We start from the raw sequence: 15,823 nt of genomic DNA on the forward strand, positions 1-15,823 counted from the left end.
TTTCTCGCCTTACCCCTTCGGGCGGCGAGTGCTTCGTTTCTCGCCTTACCCCTTCGGGCGGCGAGTGCTTCGTTTCTCGCCTTACCCCTTCGGGCGGCGAGTGCTTCGTTTCTCGCCTTACCCCTTCGGGCGGCGAGTGCTTCATTTGTCTAAAAACTGCCAGGTTGGGGAAAGGTTATTCCATTTTTGATTCAGGCATCTGTTGTTCGTCAGAAGACTCATCTTCTTCCAGAGGTTGTGCCGGCGCCTTGGCAAACACTTTGGCTTCGCCCCGTCCACGGTTATCAGATGCCGCCTGCCATTGTCCTTGACGTTTCACCACCAATTGCACATCCCCCATATAATCGTTTTTGCGCACCGTGTAGCCCATCAATCGCAATGCGTCTTTGGTAGCCTTTGGCAAGCTTGGGTTGTAGTCGATCTGGTCTTTTGGAAACAGTTGGTGATGCACACGTGTTGCATTCACCGCATCCTGGGCATCCATGTGTTTGTTCAACGTATTGACAATGGTTTGGAACACCGAGGTGATAATGGTGGAGCCGCCTGGTGTGCCGACCGCCATCACCGCCTGATTGTCTTTAAGCAAGATCGTCGGTGTCATCGAAGATAGCATACGTTTTTCCGGCTCAATGGCATTGGCATGCCCACCAACCACACCAAACACATTCGCAACCCCCGGTTTACTGCTGAAATCATCCATTTCATCGTTCATCAGAAAACCGCAACCCTCTATCACCACACCATTACCAAACGGCATATTCAGCGTATAAGTATTGGATACAGCGTTGCCATCAAAATCGACAATGGAAAAATGTGTGGTTTCCGGCGATTCGATTTTGCCGGGTTGGATACTCTCGGTTTCGGAGGGGCCATCCCACTCCACTCCTTCTGCACGATGGGAAATATAATCATCGGAAATCAACTGCTTCACAGGCACTTCGACAAAGTCAGGGTCGCCGAGATATTTGGCTCGGTCAGCGTAAACCCGTTTCTCCATCTCTGCATAAAAATGGGCTTCAAATGCTTGCTCGGGAATGCCCTCTTTTTTCGCCAACGCCAATTGACGGCGATACTCAGGCTCCAACAGTGCTTTCATCTTCAGCAACTGAACCAAAGCAACGCCACCGGAGCTCGGAGGTGGGGCAGAGACCAGAGTGTAACCTTTCCATTCAGCTTGAATTGGCGCACGCCACTTGGCCTCATAATCCGCTAAATCCTTCAGCGTGATTAGCCCATCATGCGCCTGCATTTGTTTGACAATCGCCATGGCGGTTTCACCGTGATAGAAGTCATCCGCGCCCTCTTCAGCAATGCGTTTCAAGGTTGAAGCCAGTTCAGGCTGTTTAAACAAGTGATTCGTTTTCAGCCCAGAAAAGTACTGATTGAAATTCAAGTCTTCTGATTTATCCGCCACCCAGTGTTGATACCACTTACGCGTGGTGACCAGTTCCGACGGCACCATGAAACCGTTTTGCGCATAGTCGATTGCCGGCTGTAGAAGCAGACGCCAAGGCATGGAACCAAACCGTTGATGCGCCATCCACAGCCCCATCACCGTTCCCGGCACACCCGATGCCTGATAACCAATCAGCGAGCGATAAGGAATAACTTTTCGATTGTCGTCCAAATACATATTGGCGCTTGCGGCTTTGGGCGCTTTTTCGCGGTAATCCAGAAAGTAGGCGTGTTTATCTGTGCCGACTGACTGTACGCCTTGCGGTTGAAACCTAGCGGTTTCGCTGGCATAAAGCGTCATAAAGCCGCCCCCACCGATATTACCGGCTTCGGGATAGGTCACCGCCAACACAAAGGCAGATGCCACCGCGGCATCTACGGCATTGCCACCTTGTTGTAGAATTTTTTGCGCTGTCTCGGCACTGAACGCATCCGGCATAGCGATAGCGGCATTCGATGCTTGTGCCGGTAAAACGATCCAAACCAACAACCACCCGAAAATAACCAGTCGTAAAGACTGAGTCCCGCGTTCAACGAAGCGGTTGGCGAAGGCAGTGGCGGTGCTAAAAAAACGGTTCATCTGGTCGCCCTAATCTTGAATGGGATTACGCACAAGATAGTCCTGGAAAAACTGCTTGGCGATACGTCCGCTTCGGCTGCCGCGTGCCGTGGCAAAACGTACGGCTTCCAAGTGCAGCTGTTCAAGCTCCGTTGGCGAGTGTTCGATATTCACCTCCTTGAACAAGGCTTCAACCATCTCTAGGTACAACACTTGATCTGGCGCATAAAATGATAGGCTCATCCCGAAACGGTCGGCAAGTGACAGCTTCTCCTGCAAACGATCACCAAAATGAATCTCGCCATTGGCGGTTTGGGTATCGAGATTATCCTGATGGTGCTCGGCAACCAGATGGCGGCGGTTAGAAGTGGCGACCATCAAAATATTACGCGCCGGCAGTTCAATGGAACCTTCCATCAACACTTTCAAATAACGGTAACTATTGTCGCCATCATCAAACGACAAATCATCGCAATAAATCACAAAACGCCAAGGTAGATCTCGGATTTGATCGCTGATTTCGGGAAGGTCGGCTATATCTTCCTTCTCCAACTCAATCACACGTAAGCTTTGGTCATGAAAATGGTTCAACGCCGCTTTCATCAAAGAGGATTTTCCTGTGCCCCGCGCCCCCCAAAGCAGCACATGATTGGCAGGCTGCCCGGCAATGAAGCTTTGCAGGTTTTGACAAAACAGGGTCTTTTGCCGCTCAATGCCCAAAAGGTTTGAGAGCTTAATAGGGTCTAATGCCTCGACAGGCTTGAACTTGCCTTTTTTTGCTCGCCAAATGGCAGCGACATGTTTGTCCCAACGAATTTTCTTTGACATGACCATTCCTGTTTACGCATAAAAGTTAGATTATACGACTCAAAACGCGACAAAACAAAACCGCTCGAAAATCTGCCAGGTTGGGGGGATGAAATGCGAGTGTGGAACGCCCTCATGAAATAAGGGAGAGGATGAAAGCGACGACCTATCAACGCATATGCAAAGATCGTCGCTTGCTAAGAGATGAATTACTCTGTTCTGTCTGTTACTTCAATCAAGTGATAACCGAATTGCGTTTTAACAGGACCTTCCAAAGACCCGACATCCGCGCTGAAACAAACTTTATCAAACTCAGGAACCATCATCCCAGGACCGAACTGACCCAAATCACCACCACTGCGGCTTGAAGGACATTGAGAGTTGGTTTTTGCCACATCTGCAAAATCCGCTCCATCCAAAATCTGTTGTTTCAATTCCAACGCTTTTTCTTCTGAATCTACCAGAATGTGACGTGCTGTTGCCATTGCCATTGTTTTATTTCCTTTAGCTTATATTTAGAGAGCTTTACACGAGATGGATTCATGAATAAAAATGGTTAAAATTCGCCTGATTTTTCTCGACTTACCCCTCTGGGCGTCGAGTTCTTTGTATGTTGAAAAACTTGCTAAGAGCAAACTATTAGCTGCGTTTTCCGCCTCAATCAGACAAATTTTTTCTCATTTTTCTTTCGCGCTCCACTCGTGCAAAACTCTCATTTAAATCAAGTATCTCTATGAATTTGGGGCGACATTATACCTGAAACACAGTATTTTTCCTGATGAGATAATGACTTGATAATAGCGGTTTAATGAAACGCTTTTTTAAAGCCAAGAAAGAACTCTTGGTCAAGATTACTGGAGAGGAATGCCGCTTGCAGATGCCCTACGCTCAAGGCAGCAGAAACCCCTGAAATGCTGCGGTTAGACGCCAAGTTATCCGTCACATAACGCAAGCTGCCATCTCCGACTGATTGCGGGTGCTGATAGCCGATACGCGCGTTGTCGTTTTGCCAAAAACCCAGCAAACCAACACGCCAACGGGGGTTCAGCTGCGCTCGATAACCGGCGTAGTATTTCTGGCTATCAATATTATAGTTTTGGATTAAGCTTTGTCCCGGCTGAGTTTGGCGTGACCAATCCAGCCCAGCCAACCAGCCGTTATGCTGATACTCGGTTTGCACGCCGGAAAGCGTCTCGGTCTGCGCGCCCGTAAAAGCACTGGTATTCTCTGAAGCCAACCAGTAAGGCATGATACGCAACCCTTTAAACCCTAGGCTGGCTTTCATGCCTTGCACCGCAGGCTCGGTTTGTGCCATGGCAGTGACATGATTTGCTTGATTCGGACTCGGCGCGGTGGCACTCATTCCCACAGACATGCCTGAAAAATGCCCGGTTAAGGATACCTGCCCCAAAACTGACGTATTAAGATTCTGTTGATAGCCCGATGCCATGCCCAAAAACCATAATCCGCTATCCTGACGTTCATTGCTGTGAGTGCCGGTCATTGAAAACCCTAACTGCAAATTTGGGCTAAGTTGCTGATGATAATTCACCGGCGCATCGACATAAGCACGCACGGTTTTATCCAAACCGGATTGATAGGTCTGCACCGGCGTTTCATAGTGCAAGGTGAAGTCACGACCATAACTGTCTACAAATGCGGTACTGGCATTCACCGTTTTGAAGCCTGCCGGCAAAGTCACCACGGCTGAAGATAAAGGGACACTGGCCGTAGAGGTCGATGTCGTTACACTGGCAACCGGAACCGTTGTCTTACCCACAGGCGAAAAGGCAGACTTAAGGTCAACAATCCCCTGCCCGAATGTCGCTGCCGAGTAGCCGGTAAAACTGCGATTCGCGGTATCAATAATGATCTGTTCCAACTGCACGCCCGTCAGACTTTGCCAGCGCTGTTTCATCACCGCCAACGCCCCGGAAACATTCGCCGCCGCGCCGGATGTGCCCACTGAATATAAGGTGCTATAACCGTTCGTCACTTCGCTTTGTGCCGGTGCCACCACAAAGCGTGCCTGCACATCGGTATCAGAACCAGCATAATTGGAAAAATACGCCAGTGTTTTATTGTCGTAGGTGGCACCAACGATCAGGATATTGCTCTTGGCATTCGATTTGACCCAATCCTGATAACCGGAGGTGGTCACTAACAGCGAAGACACGCTTTTGGAATCATTTCCTGCGGAATGGACGATAGCAACCTGACTGGTGACCGCTTGGTTTTTGATGCTATTCAGCTCACTCTCAATATTGCTGTGCGCCGAACCGGTATAACTAACCAACGCACCATAGCCGAAAGACAAATTAATGATGTCCGCGCTATGATTTACTGACCATTCAACGCCCTTTATCATCGATGTACGGTTCGCATTGCCGTTGGTATCGGCAATCACGCCATTGAGAATATTGGCGTCCGGTGCAGCACCATAAGTGGCGGAACCGATGACTTGCGACATATCATCACCATGGTTGGCGTTATAGATGGAAGTGTCACTGTTTTTGACGATTTGGTCATGAGTGAAATCCGCATCATAACGAAGGTTGGCGGACAAAGGAATGTTTCGATCATTAATGTCCCAGACAGGCATTCCCGTATCCAAAACCGCAACCGTCACGTCCTTGCCGGTATAGCCGGCATCACGCCAAGGTTTCAGCCCCATTTGGATTGCATTGGAAGTCAAGGTACTGGCAATCGGAATTCTGGAAACAGCAGTATCGCTTGAGGTTGCAGGGGGGGATTGATGCACTTGATTGGAACCACACCCGGACAACAGGAAAAACACCGACAAACTCAGTCCATAGGCAATTTTCTTGTAAACACCAATATTCACGGCGCGAGTCCCTTTATCCGACACTGGTTTGATCACTTTTTCCAAGGAGGTTTTCCCAATCAATTTACTTGGCGTTACGGACGGCGATTCACAAAAAACATCTTCTCACCACATTCGCCATTACAATGAAAAAATCCGATATATAATAACCCACTATGACGACTGAATCGATGAATCAAACTTCAAATTTTGCACAGATTCCTATGCAATCTGTAGGCCCTTTCAAATTGATTGGTGATGTTTGCACCGATGATTTGATGGTTCCGATGGCAACTTACGAAACACCACTTTGGCCTTCAGTGGCTCGTGGCGCGCGCGTAACCCACCACAGTGGCGGTATCCGCGTCACGGTAATGGACGAACGTATGTCTCGCTCCATTCTGTTGGAAGCACCGGATGCCGGCGTTGCCCGTGAGCGTTTAAGACACATACAACAACGTCAAGACAAGTTGCAAACTGTTATCTCCGAGTCCAGTCGCTTTGCAAAATTAATCGACCTCAACTGGCAGGTGATTGGCAACCTGATTTATCTACGTTTGGAACTAACTACCGGCGATGCTTCCGGGCATAATATGGTAACCAATGCTGCCGATAAATTAATTCCTTGGCTATTGAAAACCTACGCGGATTTATCCTACGTTTCCATCTCCGCCAACTATTGCACCGATAAAAAAGTGTCCGCCGTCAACGGCATCCTAGGGCGTGGTAAAAACGTGGTTTGTGAAGCCACCATTCCACGCAAACTTTGTCAGCGTTTTTTAAAAACCACACCGGAAGCTTTGGTTGACCTTCATATCAAAAAAGATTTGATTGGTAGTATCGTTTCCGGCGGGCTGCGAAGCGCCAACGCCCATGTTGCGAATATGCTGCTCGGCTTTTATCTTGCCACCGGGCAGGATGCCGCCAATATCGTCGAAGGTTCTCAAGCCATCAATCATGTCGAAGTGACTGCCGATGGGGACTTGTATTTTTCCACTACCCTGCCGAACCTGATTGTCGGCAGTGTTGGTAACGGCAAAGGGCTTGAATTCGTCCAGCAAAACCTGGAACAACTCGGCTGCCTGAACCCAGATGCAGAACCGGGCGAAAACGCCCGCCGTTTGGCTTGCATTGCTGGCGCAACGGCGCTATGTGGTGAGCTGTCTTTATTGGCCGCACAAACCAACCCCGGCGAGCTGATGGCAGCGCACATCAAGCTGGAACGTTCGGCAAAGAACGTCTAATTGATTCAGTCTATTTGTTTCAACGGAATTCATTCATGACCCGCCAAAACGACTTTATTCATCAACGCAAACAGGATCATATCCAAACGATATTGGATGACCCTCAAATCGAGCGTCAGCAAAGCGGATTCGATCAGATTCAGCTCTCCCACAGTGCCTTGCCGGAGTGCGACTTTGATGCCATCAATACCCAGACAGAATTCTTAGGCAATCCCCTTTCCTTTCCGCTGTTGATTTCTTCAATGACCGGCGGCAGGTCAGCAAACCTGATGAAAATCAATCAAACCCTTGCAGAGGCGGCTGAAGCCATGCAAGTAGCTATGGCCGTTGGCTCGCAACGAGTGATGATTGAAGATGCCTCGGCGGAAGAAAGCTTCAAGCTAAGACGCTATGCCCCAACCGTGCCACTGATTGCAAACATGGGTGCGGTGCAATTGAATTACGGTTTTGGTCGCGATGATGCCCTGCGCATGGTCGAAACCCTTGAAGCGGATGCGCTTTACCTTCACCTGAACCCTTTACAGGAAGTGATTCAACCCGAAGGCGATAAAAACTTCACCGGCTTGCTCGATAAAATCCGTCAGCTTGCTGCCGACTTCCCTGTGCCGATTATCCTCAAAGAAGTCGGATGCGGCTTGTCCGCGACGGATATCGAAAAAGGATTGCAAGCGGGAATCAACTGGTTTGATTTGGCCGGACGTGGCGGCACCTCTTGGAGCCGAATCGAAGCGCATCGTCATGGCGACATCAAGGCGCAAGAACTAGGCGTTTTGTTCCAGGATTGGGGTCTGACGACACCACAAGCTCTCCTACAAGCCCGTCCATATCAAGACCGCGCGCATTTTATCGCCAGCGGCGGCATTCGCAATGGCATTGATATGGTGAAATCAGTTATAATGGGCGCCCAAATTTGCGGCATCGCGGCACCTTTTCTGGAACCAGCAATGGACTCCACCGAAGCGACCGTGGCGAAAATACAGCAGTTTGCCAATGAATTCCGCACGGCGCAGTTCTTATTGGGTGCTTCGGACCGCTCGCAGCTGTTTTTAAATGACAATTTGATTCTCAATAGACAATAAAGAAAAGAACGCCTCTAAAATGACCGTTGGTATCGACTTAATCCATTTCTCCACCTCAGACTATTTCTTGGGGCTGGATACGTTTGCCAAAGAGAAAAGCGTGGATTTGGAAAAATACACCATCGGCATCGGTCAGGAAAAAATGTCTATTGCGCCACCGGATGAAGACATCATCACCCTAGCGGCAAAAGCGGCGGCTCCGATCCTAGAACAAATTGAGAAGAACGATATCACTGCCGTTCTGTTTGCCACTGAATCCGGCATAGACCAATCCAAGTCCGCAGGTGCTTTTTTGCATGGTTTGCTACAGCTGCCGAATCGCTGTCGTGTGGTGGAGTTCAAACATGCTTGTTATGCCGGCACGGCAGCACTTCAAATGGCAACGAAAATGGTCGCCGCCAATCCGAAAGAAAAGATTCTGGTCATCGCCGCCGATATTGCGAAATATGATGTCGATTCCTCCGGCGAAGCGACTCAGGGCTGTGGTGCCGTTGCGATGCTGGTGACTGACAGCCCGCGCATTTTAGAAATCGAGCCTGGTTCAGGTTACTACACCGAAGACGTCAATGACTTCTGGCGCCCAAACCACCGCGAAACGGCCTTGGTGGATGGCAAGTATTCGACCAAAGTCTATTTGAACAGCATGAAACATGCTTGGGATAATTTTGTGGAAGAGACGGGACGCGGCTTTGATGATATTGACGCATTTTGTTATCACATCCCTTTCTCGCGCATGACGGAAAAGGCACACAAAACCCTAATCAAAAAAGTCGGTGCAAAGATTGATGATGAGACTTTCAAACGTCAGACGGATGCGGGTCAAGTGTACAACCGCATTGTCGGTAATAGTTACAGCGCATCACTCTATATCGGATTCTGTTCTTTCTTAGACAATGCCCAAGCACCTTTGGAAGGCAAGCGTTTCGGCTTTTTCAGTTATGGTTCTGGCTGCGTTGCGGAATTTTTCAGCGGCATTATCCAGCCGAATTATCGTCAATATTTGATGACGGAAAGCCACAAAAAACAAATCGATTCACGCCAAGCGCTGAGTTATCAGCAATACCTGGCGTTTTACCACTCAGTGGATTTATCCGTCGAAAACATCAAACTGCCTTTAACAAACAAAGGGGCATACCGTTTAAAAGCGGTTGAAAACCATATTCGCATCTACGAAAGACAGCAAACTTAGAAACCCTATCTCCCCCCCAACCTGGCAGATTTTCATCAAGAAATCTCTGATTGAATCCTATTGAGATTCTGCAAGTAAGCTTCGTTGATTAAGTTCAAACTCTTCACCAGCAAGGTATCCAGCAAAATCATTAGGCGCAACTTATTGTCGGCATCAACACTGTCGCGGTCATAAACCGCAGCAAAGAACTTGTACTTGATAAGAAACATTGAGGTGCTGACCAGCGACATCGGAATATTGATACGAGCAATGCATCTATCCGACATGATATTGAGCTTCAACAACCCGCCCTATTTCCTCAAAATCCACCTTGGGCGAAAGCAACTGGTGCAGTCAGACCTTCAAGTCATTCTTCAAGCAGTTTTGAACCAACTCTGTTGAGAGAAACTTTGCCGCTTCAGGGTTTCCCATCAAATTTTGATAAAAGAAATCGGTTGCTTCAGGAATCACTGTCGAAAAAATCTTTTGCCCACTTTTCAATAGTGGCATTATTTTCTGTACTATTAATATCTTTAAAGCTATAGGATCTAAAACCACCACTCACATCGTGCTTTTCCAGCATAGTCATCTCTAAATTTTAAGCGATAATTTAATCATTATAGCGCTAGGAAAAGTCATACTTTCAAGTAAGAAAAGGACTGCGAAAAGTTGCTAATGAATGTTTGGGGTCGGAGTAAAGCTAAAGGTAATGGCGGATAGCGGGGGATTCGAACCCCCGAAGGGCGATTAACCCTTACACACTTTCCAGGCGTGCGCCTTCAACCGCTCAGCCAGCTATCCGTATAGAGATGTGTCTCGAAAGAAGTGCGCATTATAATGGTTTCTAGTCAAAATAGAAACCATCATGCTACACAGAAGTCTAAAAATGATATTGGAAGGACAAGTTTGCTGCCGACCAAGTATTATCAGTTGTATCTGTCTTCAGGAAAGTGTCACGCTGATAAGATTGATAATCGGCATTGATAGAGAATGTTTTGGTGATATGCAGCCCAACCCCTGCCCCTAGTACCAAACCTGTTTTATACTCATTTGAACTCACCGTGCCGATCTTTTTTTCGTAATCCATGTAGTTCAACCCAGTATCAAGACTGAACTCCAACATTCGAACAGGTTGCCACTTGAACTTAAATAGCCCGGCAACATTATAGTTTTGTCTGACTGACAGGTCAGGCTGCCCTGATGTCTTTGAATTCACCTTTTTATAGCCTGTCGCGGTGGACGCACGAAGCTCTAGATCCAACCAAGGTCTATAATTGTGACCAAATACCAATAAAATACCATCCGACTCCGTCTGCTTGTAATCGGTAATGCCTATAAACGGGTGGTTGTAGCCAACGCCTATATAACCATGGTAATTATCAATCTCTGATGATGAGACGATTGGTTCACCACTCCAAGCTGTGGAACTTAGGCAAACACCGGTTACGATTATTATTTTTTGTAGCATCTTCTTCATTGATTACACCTTTTCCCAACCCGTCCAAATTAAAAAGCTGAACTGTCTCATCTGCTTGGCAGAACAGCCTGTTTGTTGATAAAAGCTACCCCAGTTTTGTAGCGGAGATGTCCAGATACGTCTCATAATTTGTATTAGGCCATTTCGAGAACTTGTTAATCCACTAAAATCCCGACAGCTGTAGTAATGCTGATTCGCACCTAAGCCCTTGTTGATTGAGTTCATAAATGGCTGCAAGAAATTCGCAAATTGATACTGAGAGGTCGGGTTTGCGGTATATCTCAAACAGTCTGTGTTCCCTACCATGAAGCTTTGAACTGCACTTAAAATCCCCCCGAAGAAGCCCTGACTCGGGTCGGCACAAGTGCCAGAACGACCTACATAGAAAGTACCGCTTATCTTATTGACCGTGGTTTTTGTACCAAAAAACGTATGCTTAACTGTTGTGTATTCCATGGGTTGACTAGGTGTTATCCAAGTCGCACTGGCAGCATCCCAACTCGCTTCAGGAAATGGATTGGTCCCCCCTGAAATAACAAGGGGAGCATCGACTTTCACATTCTGCCATGCCTGACTGGTTGTGTCTGTTGATGGCGTACCATCCGTGTAGGCTTTGCCCACCCATTGCGGAGAAAATTGAACGGAATCCACTGCTGTATATTTAGGAGTTCCCCCCCAAATTGCACCTACTAATCCGCCACTATTTGAAGGCGCAAACCCAGTTTCGCAGTATCGCCTTCTAGCATCAGTGTTTGGATCCCCCATCACGTTATTCGCTGTCGGCTGCTGCATACAATCATCATAGCGATTGTCACAATAACAACTGGCAACCTCTGGAGAATCTTTGTCATCATTCGTCAAGCCATAAATCGCTCTACCTTCCGGAACCAAACCAAAGGTGGATTGTCCAATCAGTTGTACGGCAACCGCAGCAAAATCAGGTACAGTATCCGTTGCGGATAGGTTCTGTTTTGGGTTGTTAGCATTACTGGACAAAGGGACAAAAACACCATCAACAATATTGCCAAACGCCAGGTGCACCTGCACCGTTCCTTTAGGTGTTACGCTATCAAGCGCTCCCTGTACGGTTTCTTTGGCAATATTTCGCGAAACACCGTTCTGAATCATGATCGCATTGAGAGCAATTTCCGAGCGTAAGGCAATCGGGGCTAAAGATTGAGCGTAGTTATCTAGATTTCTATCTAGGATCTTGGCATTTGCCAGCTCCATGATACCCACCAATGCAGAAACCCCTGCCAGAATACCTAATACCCCCAGTAAACTAATTGAGCCTCTTTGTGCGTGTCTTCGTTGACGAGCGTCCATTCTTTTCTCCATTTAGCTAGGGTCAACCCTTTGAATTAATTTCAAGTTATTACGTGCTTTTTCATTGAGAGGATCTTTTTGAATCGCTTGTTCAAAATAATCCTTAGCCTTCTTATATTGTTTTTGCAGTAGCGCACTGAACCCGAGATTGTTCAGTGCTACCACTTCCAAAGTGCTTGAATCAGCATCTTCCAACCATTGATGGTAGATAGCCTCGGCTTCTTTGTAGTGATCTGTCATCAGTGCGAACTTGGCAAAACGCTGCTCATCACTTTTTGTCTTACCTGACTGTTTAATCACCTGTTGACTTGAAACATAAGCCATATCTAAATTTTGCTTAGCTTCATAGTAATCGGTGTACAGTCGATAAACCTTAACGTCATCAGGTTTATATTTTTTAAGCTTATTCAGAAGTCTGTCTGCACGATCGAATTGCTTATTACGAACCTCCAATGCCACCAAGTCTAGTCCAAATTTGTATTCATCATCTTCAGACAAATTACTGGCTAAAGGTTCCGCCTGATCAATCGGTATTTCCGAAGGCTTTGGTTTACTTGGAACGCTTGGAGATGATGAACACCCGGCAAGCCATACCAAAGTTAATCCAAGGCCAATATGTTTGATGCTAGACTTAATCAAAAACTTCTCCCTAACATAACCATCTTCTCGCCAATCATTAAAATAAAGTAAGGCAACATCAAAAATGGCAAAATTATAATGGCCATTTTTGCAGAGGTTTTTGCGGCCTTTTCTTCGATTTTACTTTCACGCTGTTGATATAGTCGTCGAGAAAACTCATTTAGGGCAAGGCCAATCGGAGTTCCCAGTTTTTCGTTTTGCGCCAATACCTGAATTAACTCTTTCACTTCGTCGGAAGGATTTCTTTCTGCAAACTGCTTGAGAGCTTCCTGTCGTGGCACACCTATCTGAATTTGATCCAGCAAATATTGAAATTCGTAACAGATTTCAGGATACATTTCGTCGAGTTCTTCAGTCACTCGTTTAAACGCGACAAGATAACTCAACCCGGCATTCATACAAATATTTGCCATATCGAGAAAATCAGGTAATGCATCCTTAATTCGATTGAGGCGCATTTTACCCATTTCAATCAAAACTCTTTCTGGCAACAAGAGTGCAATAACCGGAAGAATCAAAGCAATTTCTACTTTGGCGTTAAACCAGGTCCACAGGCCCAAACCAATTAATGCTATAAATAGGACAAAACCATACTTAATAAAAAAGTATGCACCAATGTGATGATCATCTCTAAAGCCTGCCTTAATGAGCATGTCACGAGTTTTTTCCAACTCTTTTTTACCGGGAGACCCCAATACTCTACCGAGATTACACCACCAGCAAGCACGCTGCTCTTTCTGCTTTTCTTCTACATAACGGTTTAAGATGCCGACCCTAACTTTGAGATGCTCTATTTCCAGTTGCTGCTGCTGACTGGAGGACAAACGTTTTGCCAACAAGAAAGTTGAAAGAAATATTAAACAGGCAACAAGAAACAATAACCCAAGCATTAGAAACGAATCCTTAACATTGTTCTCAAAAGCAGCGTTCCCACCCCAATGAGAGTAAGTGAAACGAACAACATCTTTTGCCCTGTCGGGTCTTCAAGAAAAAACTGCATGGATTTGTAATCAAATAAGTATTTGTATGCCAAATAAAGTAGGGGCGCCGCTCCAATAAAAATTGCTGTAAATCTGGATTCTGCTGTCATGGTTCTCAACTTTGCCAAAAACATTTCCCTTCTGCGCATCAATTTAGACAATTCGGTTAAGACAGCAGCCAACTGCCCACCCGTTTCGCGTTGAATAATCAAAGTCACCACAAAAAACTGCGCTTCCTGAAGTTCAACTCTTGTTTGAAACTCTCTTAGAATTTCTCTCATATTGATCCCCAAAGACAGTTGTCGGGTGACCTCTTTCATTTCTTGCCCAAGCGGTGCAGAGAACTCATTGGCAATCATGTTCAAAGCACCGTCTATCCCATAACCGGAATGAAGTGCTCTTACCAATGCATCGAGCATTTCAGGAAATTGTTTTTTCATATTAGTTTGGCGTTGTTGCTTCCTAAACAGAACATATACGGCAGGCAATAAAGGGGCCATAAAGGTGATTAGAATGAACTTTGGTTCCATTACATGAATGCGAGACACAATAAAATAACTACTGATTAACAGCAATAAAACTTGTATTCCTGCGAGCTGATAGAGAGTTTTTTGATCGTTAATACCCGCTTTCTTAAGCCAGTTTTTTAAACCTAAATAAGTTTTTGCACCACGAACTTCAAAAAGCGTTCGATAGCGTTTCTTTTGTTGCTCGGATTCAATGCCTGCTCGCCTTAATAAACGCTCTAATTTATGAGCGTTATCGCGTTTTTTTTGCCATGACAATCCTGCTGCCAGAACAATAAATGGCACTAGGATGGCAACAATTAAAAACAGAAAACCAATATCCACAATCAGTACACTTCTTTTTTAAAGCTAAAGAGAGACTCCGGCATCGACACCCCAATGGCTTCACACTTCTTGCCGCAAGCTGGGCGCACACCGGTCGCACTGAAGATGCCATACATACGATCATTAACAGGATCAATTTTGTTTTCAAACGTATAAATCTCCTGCAACACGACGTTTTCTTCTTCAACCCCAACCACTTCTGTAATCGACTCAACCCGTCTTTTCCCATCACGACTACGATTGACATAAAGAATGATATCGATGGCACTGGCAATCTGTTTACGAATGGACGCTGCAGGAATATCGACACCACTCAAGTTAATCATTAACTCTAAACGCGCAATACAATCTCGCGGGCTGTTAGCATGAAGCGTTGCCAAAGAGCCATCATGTCCTGTGTTCATCGCTTGAAGCATATCCAAAACTTCTCCGCCACGAACCTCCCCCAAAACAATACGATCAGGGCGCATACGCAACGCATTTTTCAACAACTCGCGCTGGGACACTTCTCCCTGACCTTCAGCATTAGGTGGTCGGGTTTCCAAACGTACCACATGGTCTTGTTGCATACGCAACTCGGCACTATCCTCGATGGTGACGGTTCTTTCATTCACGGGAATCAATCCGGAAAGCATGTTCAAAGTGGTGGTCTTACCTGAACCCGTTCCACCACATACTAAAATGTTCAATCCTGATTTAACGCCATAATCTAAAAACTGGTACATCTCTTCGGTCATCGTACCAAAGGCAATCATGTCCTTTGGACGTAGGTGCTGTTCGGGAAAACGTCTGATGGAAACGGAGATCCCGTCTACTGATAAAGGCGGAATAATGATATTAATACGCGACCCATCAGGAAGACGGGCATCGACTAACGGGGAAGATTCATCTACACGGCGTCCAGTGCTATAAAGCATACGATCAACTTTGTTTCGAAGGTGCTCTTCACTGATGAAGGAGACATCCGTCAATTCAAGTTTTCCGCGACGCTCTACATAAATCTTGTTATAGCCATTAATGAGAATATCCGATACGGTTGAATCTGCCATTAAGGGTTCAATAGGCCCCAGCCCGTAAATTTCATCCAACAGCTCTAAGCCTAACTGACGTACTTCTAACTCTGTCAGTGGGTAACCCATTTCAGAAGCGACTTCGCGTACCAATTCTTCCAATCTAGGGCGTAGTTCATTACGTGTTTCTTTACTGTCGGCTTCATAGAAAGCCTCATCTTCAGCAGCCAGTTTTTGACAACGCTCTTTAATCTCTAGAAAAGAGATATTTTGAACATTACGCTTTTCAAGCGCCGGGGTATGCTCTACCTCATGTTTGGTAACCTCTTCAACAACAGGATTAGTAATCTCAGTTTGTCGTCCCTGCTCAACTTGTCGTAACCTTTCTCGAATTCCCATACAAC

At 46.3% G+C, this 15,823-nt stretch carries 15 protein-coding genes and 1 tRNA gene; 3 read left to right on the forward strand and 13 right to left on the reverse strand.

All coding sequences use genetic code 11. The annotated features are described in order from the left end of the window. Positions 1-175 precede the first annotated feature (175 nt). From ggt to F8R13_RS10995, 4 genes are all read right to left on the reverse strand, one after another. Positions 176-2,035, reverse strand: a complete 1,860-nt coding sequence (gene ggt / locus F8R13_RS10980) for a gamma-glutamyltransferase (protein ID WP_152834537.1) — start codon at positions 2,033-2,035, stop codon at positions 176-178. A gap of 9 nt (positions 2,036-2,044) precedes the next feature. Continuing rightward, the gene (locus tag F8R13_RS10985; RefSeq protein WP_152834539.1) at positions 2,045-2,842 is read right to left on the reverse strand and encodes an ATP-binding protein; all 798 of its coding nucleotides are present in this window, start codon (positions 2,840-2,842) and stop codon (positions 2,045-2,047) included. Positions 2,843-3,030: 188 nt separating this feature from the next. Next, entirely contained in the window at positions 3,031-3,312 is a 282-nt protein-coding gene (locus tag F8R13_RS10990; RefSeq protein ID WP_152834541.1) for a peptidylprolyl isomerase, read from the reverse strand. Between the two features lie 314 nt (positions 3,313-3,626). Next, positions 3,627-5,702, reverse strand: coding sequence for a S8 family serine peptidase (locus tag F8R13_RS10995; protein ID WP_371414955.1), 2,076 nt, complete (start codon positions 5,700-5,702; stop codon positions 3,627-3,629). 134 nt (positions 5,703-5,836) lie between these two features. On the opposite strand from F8R13_RS10995, the gene F8R13_RS11000 reads away from it, so the two are divergent. Genes F8R13_RS11000 through F8R13_RS11010 form a run of 3 tightly spaced genes read left to right on the forward strand, consistent with a single transcriptional unit; the run spans position 5,837 to position 9,157 of the window. Then, complete coding sequence (locus tag F8R13_RS11000; protein ID WP_253806442.1) at positions 5,837-6,889, forward strand: hydroxymethylglutaryl-CoA reductase; 1,053 nt, start codon at positions 5,837-5,839, stop codon at positions 6,887-6,889. Positions 6,890-6,924: 35 nt separating this feature from the next. Continuing rightward, complete coding sequence (gene fni, locus F8R13_RS11005; protein WP_152834547.1) at positions 6,925-7,968, forward strand: type 2 isopentenyl-diphosphate Delta-isomerase; 1,044 nt, start codon at positions 6,925-6,927, stop codon at positions 7,966-7,968. A 19-nt stretch (positions 7,969-7,987) separates the two neighbouring features. Further along, positions 7,988-9,157 carry a hydroxymethylglutaryl-CoA synthase gene (locus F8R13_RS11010; RefSeq protein ID WP_152834549.1) on the forward strand — a complete coding sequence of 390 codons (1,170 nt, stop codon included), beginning with the start codon at positions 7,988-7,990 and terminating at the stop codon, positions 9,155-9,157. A 35-nt stretch (positions 9,158-9,192) separates the two neighbouring features. On the opposite strand, the gene F8R13_RS11015 is transcribed toward F8R13_RS11010, so the two are convergent. The 9 genes from F8R13_RS11015 to F8R13_RS11050 form a co-directional block, all read right to left on the reverse strand. After that, complete coding sequence (locus F8R13_RS11015; protein WP_152834551.1) at positions 9,193-9,423, reverse strand: hypothetical protein; 231 nt, start codon at positions 9,421-9,423, stop codon at positions 9,193-9,195. A gap of 67 nt (positions 9,424-9,490) precedes the next feature. Next, positions 9,491-9,646: a hypothetical protein gene (locus F8R13_RS11515; protein ID WP_172967758.1), complete on the reverse strand. Its 156-nt coding sequence runs from the start codon at positions 9,644-9,646 to the stop codon at positions 9,491-9,493. A 200-nt stretch (positions 9,647-9,846) separates the two neighbouring features. After that, positions 9,847-9,937 (reverse strand) — tRNA-Ser (locus F8R13_RS11020). A gap of 79 nt (positions 9,938-10,016) precedes the next feature. Further along, on the reverse strand, positions 10,017-10,613 hold the full coding sequence (locus tag F8R13_RS11025) for an outer membrane beta-barrel protein (RefSeq protein WP_152834553.1): 597 nt from the start codon (positions 10,611-10,613) through the stop codon (positions 10,017-10,019). A 3-nt stretch (positions 10,614-10,616) separates the two neighbouring features. Next, complete coding sequence (locus tag F8R13_RS11030) at positions 10,617-11,939, reverse strand: hypothetical protein (protein WP_152834555.1); 1,323 nt, start codon at positions 11,937-11,939, stop codon at positions 10,617-10,619. A 12-nt stretch (positions 11,940-11,951) separates the two neighbouring features. Then, positions 11,952-12,578 (reverse strand): lipopolysaccharide assembly protein LapB, encoded by a 627-nt coding sequence (locus tag F8R13_RS11035; RefSeq protein ID WP_152834557.1) that lies wholly within the window; start codon positions 12,576-12,578, stop codon positions 11,952-11,954. Then, complete coding sequence (locus F8R13_RS11040; RefSeq protein WP_152834559.1) at positions 12,575-13,468, reverse strand: type II secretion system F family protein; 894 nt, start codon at positions 13,466-13,468, stop codon at positions 12,575-12,577. The genes F8R13_RS11035 and F8R13_RS11040 overlap by 4 nt, the downstream gene beginning before the upstream one ends. After that, positions 13,468-14,409 carry a type II secretion system F family protein gene (locus tag F8R13_RS11045; RefSeq protein ID WP_371414953.1) on the reverse strand — a complete coding sequence of 314 codons (942 nt, stop codon included), beginning with the start codon at positions 14,407-14,409 and terminating at the stop codon, positions 13,468-13,470. The genes F8R13_RS11040 and F8R13_RS11045 overlap by 1 nt, the downstream gene beginning before the upstream one ends. Before the next feature lie 2 nt (positions 14,410-14,411). Beyond that, positions 14,412-15,818 (reverse strand): CpaF family protein, encoded by a 1,407-nt coding sequence (locus tag F8R13_RS11050; RefSeq protein ID WP_152834563.1) that lies wholly within the window; start codon positions 15,816-15,818, stop codon positions 14,412-14,414. Positions 15,819-15,823: the final 5 nt, after the last annotated feature.

The organism is Hydrogenovibrio sp. JE_KL2, assembly GCF_009296185.1.
In the GTDB taxonomy this organism is placed as follows: domain Bacteria; phylum Pseudomonadota; class Gammaproteobacteria; order Thiomicrospirales; family Thiomicrospiraceae; genus Hydrogenovibrio.

Coding starts and splice junctions, on each gene's coding strand:
- F8R13_RS11000 (WP_253806442.1), top strand. CDS start 5,837: ATGAATCAAACTTCAAATTTTGCACAGATTCCTATGCAATCTGTAGGC.
- F8R13_RS11010 (WP_152834549.1), top strand. CDS start 7,988: ATGACCGTTGGTATCGACTTAATCCATTTCTCCACCTCAGACTATTTC.
- F8R13_RS11050 (WP_152834563.1), bottom strand. CDS start 15,818: ATGGGAATTCGAGAAAGGTTACGACAAGTTGAGCAGGGACGACAAACT.
- F8R13_RS11515 (WP_172967758.1), bottom strand. CDS start 9,646: ATGCCACTATTGAAAAGTGGGCAAAAGATTTTTTCGACAGTGATTCCT.
- F8R13_RS10985 (WP_152834539.1), bottom strand. CDS start 2,842: ATGTCAAAGAAAATTCGTTGGGACAAACATGTCGCTGCCATTTGGCGA.
- F8R13_RS11040 (WP_152834559.1), bottom strand. CDS start 13,468: ATGCTTGGGTTATTGTTTCTTGTTGCCTGTTTAATATTTCTTTCAACT.
- F8R13_RS11015 (WP_152834551.1), bottom strand. CDS start 9,423: ATGTCGGATAGATGCATTGCTCGTATCAATATTCCGATGTCGCTGGTC.
- F8R13_RS10990 (WP_152834541.1), bottom strand. CDS start 3,312: ATGGCAATGGCAACAGCACGTCACATTCTGGTAGATTCAGAAGAAAAA.
- fni (WP_152834547.1), top strand. CDS start 6,925: ATGACCCGCCAAAACGACTTTATTCATCAACGCAAACAGGATCATATC.
- F8R13_RS11030 (WP_152834555.1), bottom strand. CDS start 11,939: ATGGACGCTCGTCAACGAAGACACGCACAAAGAGGCTCAATTAGTTTA.
- F8R13_RS11025 (WP_152834553.1), bottom strand. CDS start 10,613: ATGAAGAAGATGCTACAAAAAATAATAATCGTAACCGGTGTTTGCCTA.
- ggt (WP_152834537.1), bottom strand. CDS start 2,035: ATGAACCGTTTTTTTAGCACCGCCACTGCCTTCGCCAACCGCTTCGTT.